15 protein-coding genes are annotated in these 16,702 nt (G+C 33.2%); all 15 read right to left on the bottom strand.

Translation table 11 applies throughout. From position 1 onward, the window contains the following. Nucleotides 1–14: 14 nt before the first annotated feature. Nucleotides 15–1,001, bottom strand: coding sequence for an acyltransferase family protein (locus I2I04_RS02025; RefSeq protein WP_195654164.1), 987 nt, complete (start codon nt 999–1,001; stop codon nt 15–17). Further along, entirely contained in the window at nt 998–2,176 is a 1,179-nt protein-coding gene (locus tag I2I04_RS02020) for a glycosyltransferase (RefSeq protein ID WP_195654163.1), read from the bottom strand. Before I2I04_RS02020 ends, I2I04_RS02025 begins: the two co-directional genes overlap by 4 nt. A gap of 90 nt (nt 2,177–2,266) precedes the next feature. After that, nucleotides 2,267–3,376 (bottom strand): glycosyltransferase, encoded by a 1,110-nt coding sequence (locus I2I04_RS02015; RefSeq protein WP_195654162.1) that lies wholly within the window; start codon nt 3,374–3,376, stop codon nt 2,267–2,269. Nucleotides 3,377–3,382: 6 nt separating this feature from the next. Next, nucleotides 3,383–4,570: a hypothetical protein gene (locus I2I04_RS02010; protein ID WP_195654161.1), complete on the bottom strand. Its 1,188-nt coding sequence runs from the start codon at nt 4,568–4,570 to the stop codon at nt 3,383–3,385. Between the two features lie 152 nt (nt 4,571–4,722). Continuing rightward, nucleotides 4,723–5,865 carry a polysaccharide pyruvyl transferase family protein gene (locus tag I2I04_RS02005; RefSeq protein ID WP_195654160.1) on the bottom strand — a complete coding sequence of 381 codons (1,143 nt, stop codon included), beginning with the start codon at nt 5,863–5,865 and terminating at the stop codon, nt 4,723–4,725. Nucleotides 5,866–6,120: 255 nt separating this feature from the next. Then, nucleotides 6,121–7,170 carry a hypothetical protein gene (locus I2I04_RS02000; RefSeq protein ID WP_195654159.1) on the bottom strand — a complete coding sequence of 350 codons (1,050 nt, stop codon included), beginning with the start codon at nt 7,168–7,170 and terminating at the stop codon, nt 6,121–6,123. Between the two features lie 3 nt (nt 7,171–7,173). Then, complete coding sequence (locus I2I04_RS01995; RefSeq protein ID WP_195654158.1) at nt 7,174–8,037, bottom strand: aldo/keto reductase family protein; 864 nt, start codon at nt 8,035–8,037, stop codon at nt 7,174–7,176. Continuing rightward, nucleotides 8,027–9,571 (bottom strand): lipopolysaccharide biosynthesis protein, encoded by a 1,545-nt coding sequence (locus I2I04_RS01990; protein WP_195654157.1) that lies wholly within the window; start codon nt 9,569–9,571, stop codon nt 8,027–8,029. The genes I2I04_RS01995 and I2I04_RS01990 overlap by 11 nt, the downstream gene beginning before the upstream one ends. Then, on the bottom strand, nt 9,568–10,644 hold the full coding sequence (locus tag I2I04_RS01985; protein ID WP_195654156.1) for a 3-oxoacyl-ACP synthase III family protein: 1,077 nt from the start codon (nt 10,642–10,644) through the stop codon (nt 9,568–9,570). The genes I2I04_RS01990 and I2I04_RS01985 overlap by 4 nt, the downstream gene beginning before the upstream one ends. Nucleotides 10,645–10,646: 2 nt before the next feature. Beyond that, a complete protein-coding gene (locus I2I04_RS01980; protein WP_195654155.1) occupies nt 10,647–10,877 on the bottom strand; it encodes an acyl carrier protein in 231 nt (76 codons plus the stop codon). A gap of 17 nt (nt 10,878–10,894) precedes the next feature. Further along, complete coding sequence (locus I2I04_RS01975) at nt 10,895–11,695, bottom strand: GNAT family N-acetyltransferase (RefSeq protein WP_195654154.1); 801 nt, start codon at nt 11,693–11,695, stop codon at nt 10,895–10,897. Further along, the gene (locus tag I2I04_RS01970) at nt 11,682–13,205 is read right to left on the bottom strand and encodes an amino acid adenylation domain-containing protein (RefSeq protein WP_195654153.1); all 1,524 of its coding nucleotides are present in this window, start codon (nt 13,203–13,205) and stop codon (nt 11,682–11,684) included. Before I2I04_RS01970 ends, I2I04_RS01975 begins: the two co-directional genes overlap by 14 nt. A 19-nt stretch (nt 13,206–13,224) precedes the next feature. Continuing rightward, on the bottom strand, nt 13,225–13,455 hold the full coding sequence (locus tag I2I04_RS01965) for an acyl carrier protein (protein ID WP_195654152.1): 231 nt from the start codon (nt 13,453–13,455) through the stop codon (nt 13,225–13,227). 18 nt (nt 13,456–13,473) lie between these two features. Further along, nucleotides 13,474–15,276 (bottom strand): Coenzyme F420 hydrogenase/dehydrogenase, beta subunit C-terminal domain, encoded by a 1,803-nt coding sequence (locus I2I04_RS01960; RefSeq protein WP_195654151.1) that lies wholly within the window; start codon nt 15,274–15,276, stop codon nt 13,474–13,476. Nucleotides 15,277–15,337: 61 nt separating this feature from the next. After that, the coding region (locus I2I04_RS01955) for an undecaprenyl-phosphate glucose phosphotransferase (protein WP_195654150.1) at nt 15,338–16,702 on the bottom strand (1,365 nt) is incomplete at its 5' end.

The raw sequence follows: 16,702 nt of genomic DNA, 5'->3' as shown, positions 1-16,702 counted from the left end.
GAAATAGTAATATCTTATAGTCCAAAACATTGACGTATGAATGGACTTTCTATTTTTTGAATCATCTTTGATATTAAAACAGGCATGTAAAGAGCTAACAATATACTCAACACATATAAAGGCCAGTATAATAATTCGTTATCTAATTTTGCATATAGAAATCTTATTCCCATTTGAAAAAACAGACCCATTAAAAAAATCTGAAAGGTATAATCCCTGAAACTTGAAAAGAGGCGAGTCCAATAATGGGATAAGAGTAAACATAAAGCAACAGAGAAAGCTATCCCTATAAAATTTAAGAAAATGCCAGGAAGTACAAGTATATTAAAAAGGACAAAAAACATAAGAGAAACTACAAAAAAGCATTTTGTATCGGCATATTTATAGGCATCAAACTTAAAAAAGAGTAGCCCCGAATAAAAATAAACCAAATAATAAGCTACTTGCGAAAAACAAAGAATCTCTATATCTTTAGGAAAAAACAGATTCAATAATAATGCAGTTATCCACACACTTACTATACATTTATTCCACTGCAATGACCATTTAAAAACAGGATAAAAAAGAAATATTATAAAAAGAGTTATTATAAACCACATTTCTCCTAAAGGATTTGAAGCTGGATAAAGAATACTATTGATTATTTGTTTGAAAGACAGTTCAACTGGTCTTTTCATCAACGGATTAAATATATACTTCAGAACAAAAGTAGCTAATGTGAAAAAGATGAAAGGAGCCAATAACCTCTTTGCTTTATCCCTGATAGTAACTCCGTATTTTTTACCTTTCCTAATTTTTGTATAATAAAATAAACCTCCTGATATAAACATAAATAAAGGCATATGAAAGCCGTAGATAATCCGTTCAACTTCTGTACTAACAGGAGTTGCCGGATTCTCGAATATATTGGTTAGCGTGACATGTCCTATGACTACTAAGAGCATACTCCAGCCCTGCAAAATTGATATCCAATATATTTTAGCTTCTTTTCCTACATTCATTGCTGATACAGCTCTAATAATTCATTGTAATGTTTCTCAGATGAATAACGCATCTGAGAACTTTTTGCAAGTTGTTTATAATCTACATTTAATATAAACATCTTTTCGATTTTATTCTTCAAATCCATAATATTGCGACTTTCAAAACACATTCCATTTACCCCTTCTTTTATTAATTCAGGGATACCACCAATATTAGCTCCTAAAACTGGAGTACCCAGACATTGAGCTTCAATCACACTTAGAGGATTATTCTCATACCACTCTGATGGAACTACACTAAAACGTGCTTTACCCACTATTTCCTTTATTTCAGGCCATTCTTTATAACCTGTAAATTCAATATTTGCCCCTTTTGCTTTTGCTTTTAATATATCTGCCAGTGGACCACCACCTATAATTTTCAAATGATAAGGAAGAGTCCGAGCTGCCTCTATCAATGTTTCGATTCCTTTCTCAAAAGATAACCTTCCTATGAAGCAATAGTAGTCCTCTTTATCATAAGAGTCTCTCCTAGTCCTTTCAATATCAATAAAATTACAAAGAGTATACATCTTTTTTCTATCGAATTCACCTTGAGCCATTTTATTGTACATAAACTGGCTTGGACAAATAAATGCATCCGTGTAACTTTCTAACTTTTCACGGCTCCATTTCATCGCCTCTTTATATGCAAGCATACTTGCCAATTTGGAGTTTTTCATGCATTTATATTCCAAAACTTTATGTTTATCAGCAAAACACTCCTCACATACTTTATTCCCATTACGAAGACAATCATACCTTGGACAAAGCAGTTTGTAATCATGCAACGTCCAAATAACTTTAATTCCTCGTTCATGAGCCAAACGAGCTATCACTGGTGATAATTGTGTATGAATATTATTCAGGTGTACCACATCCGGCTTGAAATCATTAAGTAAAGAATTAAACTTCCTCTTCACCTCACCCAAACCAAACATACGCATAAAAGTCTCGAGCATACCTACTCCGGAAGTAAACTTTATTTCATTAGGAAAATACCGTTTCCACTCAGTCTCAATATTCTCTGGATAATCCATAGCAAACACTGCCACATCGTGCCCATGGGTCTTAAGCAGTTGTTCAAGATTAAGCATATATATGCAATCACCACCACGATGATAGTAAAACTTATTCACTAATAAAATTTTCATAAGAACCAATTAAACAAAGATTACTAATAAACATAATTCATCTTAGAGTAATAAACATAGTTGGAAATGCTACTTCTGTTTTGAATATCTCTAAAAAATATCATACAAATGTTTATATCCAGTTATCAAAGCATCAGCCGAATATAATTTTTTATAATAATCACCATCCCCTGCAGAGGGTGATTCTTTCAATTTAATTCTCATTTTTTCACTCAGATCGTATATATTTCCTGCCTGGAAAAGAGATGTTTGCAAACTTACATTATCAACAAAAAAAGGAATATCCGATACTAAAAGCTTTTTTTTGAAATAATATGCTAATGATAAAACTCCCGACATAGTAGCCGAACGATAAGGATAAACTACCATTACTGCATTTTCATATAAATATTTCAATTCACTATCTTCTATAAATCTATTTATTCTAACTTCACCTTTTTGAAAATTTGTATCAAAATATTGAACACCTTTTCCAGCCACAACCAAAAAACAACTCTTATCGTCAAGAAGTCTATATGCACTCAATAGTAAATCTACTCCTTTATATTTATCCACAGAACCAAAAAAAAGAATATATTTTGTAATTCCATTCAACTCTCTGACCTCGCTCTCACCACTCACGATTTGTGATGTAACAAGAGTTGGAAAGCAAGTTAAAATTATTTTCTTACTAGGATATCTTTTTTTAAGGGCCATATATTGTATTCGAGAAGAAGTCGTTAAATTTGGAATTATTTTCATATTTATTTTTGTACCCCAATTTATACAACAATTTATCAAGCCCCCCGCTAAATCTTTACGTTCTCCCTCATGAGGCCACAAATCATGAATTGTATAATATACGTTTCTATTTTTTCTCAATTTTAAGTAGATAAACAAAGTCAATATAAAATCTATCGTCAAAAAATGGATACAATCAATCTGATTATCTCTTATTATTCTATTGATATTAGAGATTAATTTACATGGCCAAATTTTAAAAAAAACTTTTTCTAATAAACTATTAGTAGGCGCTTCTACAAATATTGTTTTATTTTTCGCTTTTTCACAGAGTAAAGGTTCATATTTAAATTTTCCTTTTGATACAACAATAGCATAAATATCAAACTCACTATTCTCTGACAATATATTTATAATAGATGATGCAAAAGAAAGCATACCTGGCGCATACTCAGAAGCAATTAATAGTACTTTTTTCATTTTGGCTTATAATGTTTTAATTTTCGAATAATATAACATCATAAAGAATAGAAATAATAGTAAAATTTCACATGATCCAATAGTAGATGCAATACTTCCCATGAGGATAATAAATAGAGCAATGATACGGTTATAATAGTTCCTTTTATTATCTATGACTATTCCATATATATAATGGACAAACAATAACCATAAGATGTAAAATATAAAATAACTATATCCAAAATTTATATATAAATCATTACTCAAAGTAGTATAAATCCCTCCTCCATCAAAATCATATTCCACCAATTCCTTTAGTTTATAATCAAAAGCAAGAGGCTTATCTGGCCATAAAAAACGAGGTATTATTTTTACTAATCCAACATAATACTCCTCACCCCAAAAAATATTTTCTGTTCCAACAGAATTCATTATAGGAATAGAATTAGCCTGATAAAGCACAATAGGATATGAAAAAAACACAGCAATTTGAGATGCTATAAGAGTTAAATCACCTCCTCTAATCCCCTGTAATATTCCAGCAGCCAATGGAATTGCCAAATAGTATGCAATGTATTCATACCACTTAAATCCTCTCTTCTTAAAATGGAAAAACAGAAGAAATAATGTAGCACCTACTAGAACTCCTCCCTTATTGCCCGTTGTTAAAAATAAAAAAGATCCTAAACAAAAAGAATAAAAAGCTATAGATTTATAAAAGTTCCATGATTTTTGAAGAAAAAGAACAAGCATAACAATTTGTATTCCTAACATAGGAATATCTCGAACAATTCCAAGCCCTATCTCACTAGTTCTTCTTAAATCTTCAATATCGTTACCTTTCAGTAAATTTGTTAAAACTCCAGACATCATCCCCGCACCAAAAAGAAGCAATGCGAAGCAACAAATTATAATCTTTCTCTTTCTATTCAACTTTATAGAGAAAGATGGAATATCTAAAGTCGTTTGTATCAACAATTGTTTTCGAAAAGCATACAAAAACAAAAGATTTATTACTGTTGCTGTAAATGTTGTGTATTGCAAATTTTCAGGTATATCAGGATAAAAAAGTAAAAATGGAACAATGTCATTAAATACAAAATTCAGGTAAATAATAATATATGGAGAAAAAATATATAATGTCTTTGACTTAGAATATTTAAAAAGTAGATAGACGATAATGATTATATACGAATATAGTAATAATTCCATATATTGATGTGCAAAAATGACATGTAGTATTTAGAAGCCTACCTTCAAATATTTTTCTCTTAAATAATAGTTAGTATTCTTTTTATTACTGCACATAATCTTTTTAAGATTTAGTTAACAGAAACAAAGGTCAGCACTTTTTTCATAGATACCTATATTTCTTTTGGAGACACTAACATACCACAGCTTGATTTTTTCAATAAATCTAAAGAATAATTCTGTAAGTCCAACAATCTATCATTTACAGTATTCCAATCTATATTATTTACATCAAATTCTTTATTATTACAATCATATAGAGCTTTTTGTAGTCCAAACATCGCCAGCAGAGACTCTATCCTAGCTACCCCCCTCTCTTTATTAGCTATAACAATAAAAGGTTTGTTAAATATTATAGCAAACACACAAGCATGAAAAGAATCTGTAACCACCATACGCGCATCCATAAATCCACGCAACCATTGTTCTACTGGTGGCTGAATACGCTCTGCCAAAGGAGCATTTTGAACCTCCACACGTGAATTGACATGGAAAGGAATCAACCCCATATCATCTGCCAATTTTGATATTAAATTGATTTTGGATTTCTTTTCATCCAAAATATAACACAATAACGAACCTTTACTTTTTGTAACATTAGCTTTTTCCACCAAATACATGTAATCTTTAATACTCAACAACATAGTGGGATCCAACACGTGATTAGCTTTCACTCCAAAATGCTTGTGACATAATCCTATACCAGATTCTTCACGTACACTTATAAGATCAAATTTTCGTAGCAATTCTCCACATAGCCTTGTTTGTTTCTTTGTGTATTCCCACTTACTCGTTCCAAAAGAGACGGCATAAGCAATTCGTTTAATATCCCAATCTTTTGCAAAATCCAAATAAGCATTTTCTATTTTACCTGGATAAAACATAGGACGCCATACTTGATCACTGCCTACAACAAAAGCATCAAAATCACCTTCCTTCAATACAAACAAATCCTCCACTTTCAAACGATGAATATATTTATCAATAAACAACTCTGTGTTTTGACTAACAATCGGATAAGTACGATTATAATATGATTCAAAAAAAACTCGACCACCTCTACCCAATATATATTTCTGTATTATCCGCTTAGGATAAGAGTAAGGCCATTTCCAAATAGGTAGCAAAAGGTGATGCCTCTTATTTAGCACTACTACCTCATGCCCCATCCTTTCCAACACCGTTTGCAAAGCATACGCTTGAAGTATTCCTCCATAATTAGTATGCAGTTGGAGTGTTAATATTCCAATTTTCACACGTATTCCTCCTTTATTGATTTTATTATTTTACGAATTGCATTATTCTCAAATTTGCAATGTAATGTTTATGTTAATTTCATTTTTGTATTCAAAAACTTAAATATACTATCAAGCTCACCTCCCTATAATAAGAGATGATAATTTATTAACTATTGCCATAGTAGCGCCTCTATTTTTCGAGCAATAATATTTACAGAAGTACTATCATTCCTCATACAAAGCCCCACAAAGAGAACTGTCTTAACTATCCTATCAAATCATCTTTAAGTCAATCAATACTCGTTTCGTAAAAGTTGTACGTCCCTTGACATTCATAAAAAGATCATTAAAAAAAAGATCATCAGCCTGAAACTCTAAGACTTTGGTATAATCAAAATATGGAACATTATATTCTCTAAATTCACGAATAAAAGAATCAATGTATATCTCCCTAAATCGTTCTGTAAAATAAGTAGATAACTTTTTAGACACTGGAGGCATAATAAATACAGGCTTATAGCCTCTCTCGGTAATATAATCCAATATCATTTTCATTAATTGCACAGATTGTCTTTTCGCTTTTTGAAGTTCTAGAGATAAAGGTGCTTCTAAATCTTTAATATTAAATTCAGACTTCCAATTGTCCATCCATAACTCCGCTGTAATTGCATCAACACGATTAGTAAGATCAGAATCATACAATATTCTCTTATCTGGTTTTACATCTCGCAACAAAAATCTCACTGCCAACCAATTAAACAAAAGTGGATATTTATACCAATAGCGAACATGTTTAAACTGTGGTAAATATTTAGCTTGTAAATAATCCAAAACACTATAAAATTTCACCATATAAGACTTATCCTTATATATTGAAGGAATAAGATAGGCACTAACAGAAGAAAAAGGAACAATAGGAATTAAAACCGTAGCACCTTCTTTCATAAAGCTATGATAAAAGCGTAACAATTGGTAATCCATATCTAATCCTTGATTACCAGTAGACCAGTTTGCACCCAGTATCAAATCATCATAATCAAATGCAAAACGAGCGGGATTACTACCTACATTAACTATCTCAATGTTACGTGTTAAGTTCTTACGATATCCCTGATTTGAAATAAACTGATGCGTAAAAACAAATTGATTTTTCCACCAATTGGTCTTTTTCAATAGCCAATTTAAATACAGAAAAAATATAATCAATACATAAAAAACGAATAAAGTAACAACTACCCAAGTAGAAATAAAGATCGCAAATACAAAGCTTAACAAAGCAATTAATATTGCCGCCTTCTCTTTTCTTCCAATTTGAATTTTCATAATTTAAAATCCTGCACAATTTGATGATTCTGGGTGATAACGATAATTCTCATTAAGAGCATCTATCAACCTCATATCTTCATTTGAAATATTAAATGTAAACACTCTCTTCATTTCTTCGATATGTTTAGGATTGAACGAACGAAAAAGCGGAGCTATATTAGATTGCAAATGCCAGCGAAGTACCAAAAGAACTAATGACACTGAATATTTACGAGATAAATCAATTAGTGTTTTGTTATATTTCATTTTATCAATCATGTTAGCCAATGAAGAACATGCTTGAAGAGCAATTTTATGTTTTTCTGAATAATCCCGTAATTGAAAACATGAGTTAAAAGGATGTATCTCAGTTTGTATAACATGAGGAACAATGGTAGCACCATACTTTCGAAGACGTTCAATATGAAATATCTTAGCATTAGCAATACCAATAGAACGTACTTTGCCCTTTTTATATGCGTCCTCCAGCTGAAGCCAGTTTTCTTCAAAATGATTTTGCACAGGCCAATGAAATAGCATACAATCAAGATAATCAGTTTTCATTGTTTTCAAACTATCATCCACACATTTATTCATATTCCCGACATACTGCTGATGATTATCAATTTTTGAAGTAATAAAGACTTCCTTTCGTGATATTCCCTCTTCAGCAAAACGCTTCAAAACGTAACCTATTGTACTTTCACTTTTACCATACGCATGTGATGAATCAAAGGCAACAATACCATTTCTAACAGAAGTTCGAAGAATATCATAAAAAAAATCTACTGAATAATTTGTCCATTGATCACAATGAGGAACCCCCTGTATGAGACGAGGCATTTCTACTCCATTGGATAGTACAATAGTCTTATCAATTTCCATTTTTACAAATTTTGTTTTTAACAATTTTCAGCAATTTTCCCCTTGTATTTTGGTCAATTCCTAAATAGAAAATTAAAATAATTTCAATAAAAACACTTATCAAATAATATAAAAAGAAATATCCTAATCCACTTGGAATAAAAGAGTGTATCATATATACTGGAATAACACTTAAAACAGAAATATAAAAACTCTTTCCATATACATATTTATAATGTACAATCTGTGAAAACGGTTTAAATTGATGACTTAAAACGTAAATCTCGGCAACATTACACAAAATCCCATCTATAAGAAGTACATAGAACGTATAAGAGGCAGGCAATCCACAATGAAGACCTATCCATGCAATTGGTAATGGAGTAAGACCAAAGAAAATTGCCCAAATATTTATTGTTTTAATATTACCAGTAGAATGAATACCTTGGACAACAGGACGCGCTAACGATCTAATTACTAAATAAATCAAAATAATTTTCGTAAAAAGTTCCGTATCTTCAGGTACTTCCTCTAACCATAATCCAAGAATATAGTCCAAACGAAACAAGAGTGGAAGAATTAATACTAAAAGTAGATAGAAAGAATAGAGGGCAGAATCATTTATTAGTTTTACCATCTTCTTGTATTCTTCCTGAGCAAAGTATTTAGTAATTTGTGGTACAACTGCAGTCATGAAGTTTCCTGTAAATTGCGAGAATGCCCCTTGTACTTGATAACTTATTGCACGTGCTGCATTTACCATTGGGCCAAAGTATATATTTAAAAGAATATTCAGACCTTGACCTTGTGTTACCACAGAAAGACTTCCAACTACATCCCAACCAGAAAAAGAGAAAATTTCTTTATATATCGATTTATCTTTCACCAACTTCCACTTAGATTCATCATACTTCTTCATACAATAAATTCTATATATGATCAAAATAAGCAACTGAATAAAAAGAAGAATTATACTATAAGTGATAAGTGCATCAGACGTATCTACCCACAATAAAAAAACTACCATAAGTAACTTCAACGATACCTCTAAAATACTCACATAAGCGTAAACATTCATATTCTCATGGGCTATAATAGAAGCATTATATGGTGTCTGAGTTATTTGCATTATAAAAGTGATAATAGATGCTTGATATACTATGTTCACAGCCAATAACCGATCTGCAGGAAATTGAATATACGTATTCAAAAACCAAAGACCCACAGTTTCAGCTAAGACAAAACAAATAAGAGCAATTAGTATATGACAAACTAATGAAACATTAAATACCTGATTCATCTTCTCAACATTATTGCGTCCTAATTCATAGGCGATAAAGCGTGAAGTTCCTGATGACATCGATCCATTTATAAAAGCTAACATAGCTACTACCCCACCGACTACATTATATAAGCCATAATCAGATACGCCCAACACTTGAAGAGCAACTCTTGATGTATAGAGCGCAACCCCCATAGTCAAGAGCATCCTAAAATACAAAAAAAGAGTATTCTTCGCTATCCGCTTATTATTTACAGAAATTTCTGTCATCATTTTTCGTTACTCACTTCAAACATTTCACAAAAATCAAGATTACCTATGTCAAGAATTGTTGCCCCCCATGCAAGACCTACACCAAAACCAGCAAGAAGAAGTTTCTTTTTTCCAGAAATAAGAAGAGAACCTAAATTGTGGACGATATTTACAGGAATGGTCACTCCGCTTGAGTTTCCATAGTTTTCAACGATATTGCTTGGCATCCTATCACGAGGTACACTTATTTTATCTGCTAACTTCTGAATCATAAAACGGTTTGGTTGATGAACCATATAATAATCAATTTCTGACTTTGATGTTCCTGCAGCATCGAGAACATGATGAATCATTTTAGGAACGTTGAGTTGGATCAGGTTAAAAATTTGGCTGCCATCTTCTACCATGTCATTACGAGAGCGACGATTGCCATCCTTATCTTCTTCAAGTATAGCAGATTGACTGGTAGAAGGTTCACGCCAACCACCTGCAGGAATATTTACGGACATAGCACGACCACCATCTACGTTATAGTTACAAAGAATATCACATGGAGCATCACTCTTCTCCACAATAGTGATAGAACATGCATCACCTAACATAGGACTAATCTGACGATCATAGCGAGAAACCTTACGACTAAGAATATCTGCATTAAACAAAACGACCTTGTTAATATTCTGCTGTTCAAGTAACATAAAGGCTTGTATGAGCCCTAGAATATATCCGGCACACCCTTGTACAATGTCCATACATAATACATCCATTCCCAAGCCAAGACGCCCTTGAATTAGGTTACAAGTTGGTGGAAGAAAGTAATCCTGACTCTGAGTAACAAGAATCATAGCATCAATATCCTCTTTACATAACTTTCCTGTAGCCAAAAGATACTCCATACCCTGCACACAAATATCAGATACACAAAGCTCTTTATCAAAAATACGTCGCTTATTATAGCCCATAGTAAGTTTCAATTTTGTAGCCTTTGATTCAGAAAAGTTATAATATTCCAACTCATTATCAAAATAAATTTCCTTTGATGGAAGTATGGAAAGTATACCCGTAATTTTTTTATTTTTAAATCGGAAGTCCATAACTATTTTACACCATTTTTAGACAACAATTTCATAATATTGTCGATAGTAGAAAAATTTTCAGGAACAACATCAAAACCGTCAATATTTATGTTATAAGTTAATTCTAGTTCAGCAACAAGATTAACAACATCTAGAGAATCAATCATACCTTCTTCTATGAAATCTACATCTTCTGTAAAATCAAACTCCGGACGAAGATTTGTCAAAATCTCAATAATTTGCTCTTTCATAATTTTATTTTTATCTGTTAGACTTTTTTGTTTAATAAAACGTAATCATAGAGTGATTCAGCTATATACCCATAATGTTTATAGCGTTTTATTGCATTATCATTCGTTGAAATAACCCAGTGCATCTGACGCTTAGTACCTTTTGCTAAATTCATAAGTGAATGATATAAGAAAGCGCCTATATGTTGGTTTCTATACATCTTATCAACCCACCAAAAACGCAAATACATATTCAGTTTTGATAATTCAAATAATATCAAACCTTTAATTTTACTTTCAGCTCTAAATATCAATATCTCCTTTTTACTAATAGCCAATGCTAACTCACCTTTGGTTGGAATTTGCTCGGATAATGGATCAAAATCTTGATTAAGAATATGATAAATCTCATCTATGTCCTTAATGGTTGCCACATCTGCAATCTTCTCCATCTCATATTGAAGTGGATACCCAATATGATACATACGATATAGACTCTTATACTCATAGAAACCAATATTAACCAACGCATCCTTAACAACATTTTCTTTTGCACCAAGAATATCAATACTCAATAATTCATTGCAAAACGAAGCCTTTTGTAATGCCGCACAGAGACTATCGGTTGAAGTAGCAGTGAAGAAAAGATGATAAAAATTACCATTTTCATGCAAAAAGAAAATACATTCTGGAGTCTCATGAACAAAGAATTCTCCAGCTTCTATCCATATAGAGTGTTTCTCTACATTAAGATAAAAATTCGTAATAAGCCCTTTACGGAGAGAACGGATAAAACAAGTGAAATTCTGGATCTCCTCTATTGATTTAATTCGAACCATTATTTATAAAATCGTTATAATATTTACGATCAATTTTGCCACTAGAATTTTGTTTTATCACATCTACACGATGATATTCTGAAGGAAGCATATACTTAGGCACCTTAGTAAGTATAACTTTACGAAACTCTATCATATTAGGTTCTTCTTTAGCTTGATAAATAAGAACAATCTTTTTACGCATGAAATCATAAACTACACAACAGTTTTCAATCATTTGGCTAGCAAGAGCGGCTGTTTCAATTTCACCTAGTTCAATACGATATCCATTGTGTTTAATTTGAGAATCTTTACGTCCTACATACATAATCTCGCCCAGTTCATTTCTATAAACGATATCGCCAGTACAATAGATGATCTCCGGATAATGTTTGTTCAATGGATTTTGGATAAAAGCTTCTGCCGTTTTTTGAGGATTGTTATAATATCCCAAAGCAAGTGAAGAACCTCGAACACAGAGCTCTCCTTGCTCATTCACAACACAAGGCTTAAAATCAGCATTGAGAATCAGCACATCACTATTTTTGCATGGAAATCCGATAGGTAATGGTTCATCATCATTAAACTCACGTTCTACAGTGTAATAAGTACAATCCACTGTGATTTCAGTAGGACCATAGAGATTAACATAACGACATTCCGGCATATTGCGACGCCAATAATTAAGATGTTTATTGGGCATTACCTCACCAGCAAAAAATACATCACGGAGATATTGGGGTTTACGGCTATCAAGAATCTTGAAGTTTGCCATGTTAACAAGAACAAACGGCACCCAAAATACAAAAGTAATTTTTTTCTCGTCCAGATACTCCACCAACTTAGCTGGAAATGCAAAGAATGTATCAGGAATAATATTCAGCGTAGCACCAGTAGCATACATCAGATAGATATCAAGCGTTGAATTATCGAAATAAAACGGAGCCTGATTACCAATAACAGATGTTGAGTCGATATGGAAAGTTTCTATCGCCCAATCAATATAATCTATAACACCACGATGAGATACGACAACCCCTTTAGGGATACCTGTTGAACCTGATGTGAAGATAGAATAAACAGGATCTGTATCAATCTGTTTTTCCATCAACTTCTCTATTGCTATACACTGAATAGAACTGTCTGTATAAGAATTATCAATCACTAAGATCGGACGATCGGTAATTTTCTGTAAATCTGTAAAGTGCTCACTGTCAGTAATGAGTATAGGAGTATCAAGTACTGTAATAATTGATTCCACACGACTAGAAGGAGACTTTGTATCAAGAGGCACGTAGAAGTTGCCACTCATACTAAGAGCGGCAAACGCAGTCACTGCATCGCATCCTTTTGGAATATAAACTCCAACAGGTGAATTCATAATATCATACTGACGAACCTTAGATGCCAAAATATGAGCACGTTCTAGTAATTGTGCAAAAGTTATTTCTTTTACACTATCCTGTACAGCTATTTTCTGAGGGTAAGTTTCAGTTGTACGAAGGAGATATTCAATTACGTTTTTCTGCATATTGAAAGTTTATTCGAACTTATAGTTTTTCTTTAACCACATTAAAAAGGTCGTCAATCGTTTCAGCAGCCATTACCTCATCTCCTGTAATAATGACATGATATTTTTCATCAATCATAGAAATGAGGAGAAGGACTGCAAGCGATGACCACTCGTCAAGAAGTTTAAACTCAGTATCAGCTGCGAAATATGACTTATCAGTATCTTCAAACTGAGAAGCTACATTATCAATAAAATTATTTAATTCCATATATTATCTTTTTGAGATTTATTTTTTCCATAATACATTATTCATAACCACCTTGGCCGGATTACCGGAAACAAGAGCATGGGCAGGTACATTACCATAAACCACAGAATGCGCCCCAATTATCGCACCGTCTCCAATTTTTGCCCCTGGCATAATAGTACAGCTTTCGCAAAGCCATACCTTGTCACCTATAATAACAGGTGCTGAATCTTTATATCCTGTGATATTGATATAATGCCCACCATTATTGTCACGTATGGTAATGTTACGTCCAAACCCTACATCCTTGCCAATCTCAATCTTGTTAGCACAAACAATCACTGTGTTAAGGTTTGAAACGAGCCCACCTTTGAAAGTAAGTTCACCACCGGAAAAAACTTCAATGTCTGCTCCATAAGAAATAGAGATATCTCCAAGCACTTTAAGCGTACCACCTTTATCAACAAGCATACGTGTTTCAAGCTTAGAATCTCTATATCTCTTACATCCGAAATTGATCCGCCCTTCCTTAATAATCTTAGCCCCATTAGCAAACTGCACAAAAGAATATGGACAAAAAAGTATAAACTTATTTTGCAATATTTCTTTAAGAGTATTATACTTCAGCGTACGAAAGATAGAGAACGGACGACATTGTGTAGCACATAGCAAATGTTTTACAGAAGATAAAATTCGTTTTAATTGTTGTTTTTTTGACACAGGATAGCCGTAAAAACCATATTTCTTAGCCACCTCACAAAATGACATCTTATCCATATCCTCAAAAAGACTTTTACGATCAACTGTCGGAAGTGCAATCGATTCATACAAGCTTACATTACCAGGGATGATTGTTTCAAAAGGTACCTCAACATAATTAAGTCTAGCCTTCACTCGCTCAAAAAATTCTTTACCTTTTTCTGAATTTATCATACCTAAAGATGTACCTATATCTTTATCTTTTAATTTATGCTGTTTGACAGATTCAATACCCCAGAAATCCGCAATAGTAATATCTGCCATACGAGGAAAACCTTTAAATTTACAATCATAGCAGGAAGGGCGACTTAGAGCACAAGTAATAAAACTTCCAATTTGAGCAAGTTGCTTATCTTTTGTTTCATAAAGATGCTTCCCGTTATCCAAAATGACCTTTTGAGTAAGATTACGCCAACCGTATTCTTTTGATTTCGCCTTTGCATATATAACTTTTGATTCATAACGTTCATCGAATGTATCAAGATATTTGCGCCATGCCTTCGGCGAATCAATAGCACGGCAAATAAAGTCTACAATAATAAGATTATCATAGTCTTTACGGAGAAAAGCTCTCATAGCTGCCATCTGACAAGGACATCCACAGACAAGAACTTTCTCACCAGATTTAAGATATTCACGTACTTGCTTATAGAAACCTTCACAGTTACTTTGCAAATATTTACTGCTGCGCAACTTAAGCAAATCGCACTTGTCATCCGAGATATATTGGCGTACAGAGAAATCATCATTAAAAATAGCCCCACCTACGAATCCATTGTCTTTATACATAATATCAGCCAAGGCAGAAAAAAGTCCCCCAGAGGTGGAATCGAATACAACCTCTATATTTTTATGTTCGGCAGCATAACAAATAGGCTTCTCAAAATCATTCTTTTTCAGTACATCAATATTTATAATTGGACACACCTTTTCGCAAAGGCCACAATCAATACACTTGTCCTTATCAACTACAGGATACCAAAATCCTTCAATATCAGTTTGGAAAGTGATCGCCTCATGAGTACAAACATCTCCGCAAGCATTGCAACCACAACATTCACTCTTATCTACAATTTGAATCATATACAATCTTTATCGAACAAATAAATATCTGAAAAAATATATACTATACCCCAATATATATTTAGTATGCATTTTTTTCCCCCACAATCACATTCGCCACAGTCTTATAAATGATATATATATCAAGCAGCATTGTCCAATGCTCCATATACCAGATATCAGCCTTTACACGTTCCTCCATCTGCGAAAGTTCCCTCGTTTCACCACGGAAACCATGTGTCTGAGCCCAGCCGGTCACTCCAGGTTTTATAAAGTGCCGTACCATATATTTATCAATCAAACGGGCATAAGTCTCCGTATGAGCCAACATGTGAGGACGGGGACCTACTATCGACATATCACCCTTAAAGACATTGATAAACTGAGGAAGTTCGTCAATATTAGAACGACGAAGAAAGTCTCCAAATCTTGTTTTACGAGGGTCATCAGCCGTAGCCTGTTTACTATCAGCTTCATCATTCACTTTCATCGAACGAAATTTGTAACACACAAAATCCACACCATTCAACCCCGTACGCATTTGCTTAAAGAATACAGGACCGGGAGAAGTTAATTTTATGATACTTCCAACTATGAGATAAACAAAAGGAAAGATTGTTACCAGAAAAAGACCGGAAAAAACAACATCAAATATCCGCTTCAATATCCGATTTTCCATTTTACCCAAAGGCTCATAACGCAAATTCAAGATAGGCATATTGCCAACCATACTGTGCCAAATACAACGAGGAAAACCTTCGCAAACATTAGGAACACCATGAAAATAAAGCAAATGGTTCTCACAATAATTCATGATAGAGAAATTATAACGCCCCTCCTCCATCGACAGAGAACAAAAAACATGCTTGATACCCGAGTGTGCGAACATAAAATCTGAAAAACCATCGGGATTACCCAAATAAGAACATTGCGAAGAAAGGGCATCATTCGGTTTTATATCAAAATAACCCACGACTTCATATAGAGAAGACGCTAGAGAGCTCTCCATCTCCTCATACAACACCTGCATATTGTTACCTCCACCTATAAAAACAGCATAACGTCTATGCTTACCCTTAGCACAATAAACTATCAGGAAATGGCGAATAATAATGCGATAAATGCTTAGAATAACAAAGAGAAAAGAGAAATAAGCGACAAAGAAAAGAGGAGAATAGATAGAGATTCCACTAAAAGTCATGATACATGCCCAAAAGATGGAAAAAGCTATAATATTCTTCAATACACGCAATACAAGTTGATCGGGACGAATTCCCCGACTGTCCCAAACCCTCCCACGGGATCCAGAACAGGCCAAATAACAGAGACTTAATGAAGTCATTATCCATGAGACCCCGCAAGAAAAAGGTAAAGAAACAAAAGCTTCCTCCCAAAAGAAAAGGAGAAAGAACAATACCAGATTCAGAATGATCAGATCTCCCAGAAC

Source organism: Bacteroides sp. 1001136B_160425_E2 (assembly GCF_015559655.1).
Classification (GTDB): Bacteria; Bacteroidota; Bacteroidia; order Bacteroidales; family Bacteroidaceae; genus Bacteroides; species Bacteroides luhongzhouii.
Note: the sequence above shows the minus strand (reverse complement) of the source record. Positions and strands in the feature narration are given on the sequence as shown.

Excerpts from the sequence above, each read along its gene's own strand:
- I2I04_RS02025 (WP_195654164.1), bottom strand. The coding sequence starts at position 1,001 with ATGAATGTAGGAAAAGAAGCTAAAATATATTGGATATCAATTTTGCAG.
- I2I04_RS02020 (WP_195654163.1), bottom strand. The coding sequence starts at position 2,176 with ATGAAAATTTTATTAGTGAATAAGTTTTACTATCATCGTGGTGGTGAT.
- I2I04_RS02015 (WP_195654162.1), bottom strand. The coding sequence starts at position 3,376 with ATGAAAAAAGTACTATTAATTGCTTCTGAGTATGCGCCAGGTATGCTT.
- I2I04_RS02010 (WP_195654161.1), bottom strand. The coding sequence starts at position 4,570 with ATGGAATTATTACTATATTCGTATATAATCATTATCGTCTATCTACTT.
- I2I04_RS02000 (WP_195654159.1), bottom strand. The coding sequence starts at position 7,170 with ATGAAAATTCAAATTGGAAGAAAAGAGAAGGCGGCAATATTAATTGCT.
- I2I04_RS01995 (WP_195654158.1), bottom strand. The coding sequence starts at position 8,037 with ATGGAAATTGATAAGACTATTGTACTATCCAATGGAGTAGAAATGCCT.
- I2I04_RS01990 (WP_195654157.1), bottom strand. The coding sequence starts at position 9,571 with ATGATGACAGAAATTTCTGTAAATAATAAGCGGATAGCGAAGAATACT.
- I2I04_RS01985 (WP_195654156.1), bottom strand. The coding sequence starts at position 10,644 with ATGGACTTCCGATTTAAAAATAAAAAAATTACGGGTATACTTTCCATA.
- I2I04_RS01980 (WP_195654155.1), bottom strand. The coding sequence starts at position 10,877 with ATGAAAGAGCAAATTATTGAGATTTTGACAAATCTTCGTCCGGAGTTT.
- I2I04_RS01975 (WP_195654154.1), bottom strand. The coding sequence starts at position 11,695 with ATGGTTCGAATTAAATCAATAGAGGAGATCCAGAATTTCACTTGTTTT.
- I2I04_RS01970 (WP_195654153.1), bottom strand. The coding sequence starts at position 13,205 with ATGCAGAAAAACGTAATTGAATATCTCCTTCGTACAACTGAAACTTAC.
- I2I04_RS01965 (WP_195654152.1), bottom strand. The coding sequence starts at position 13,455 with ATGGAATTAAATAATTTTATTGATAATGTAGCTTCTCAGTTTGAAGAT.
- I2I04_RS01960 (WP_195654151.1), bottom strand. The coding sequence starts at position 15,276 with ATGATTCAAATTGTAGATAAGAGTGAATGTTGTGGTTGCAATGCTTGC.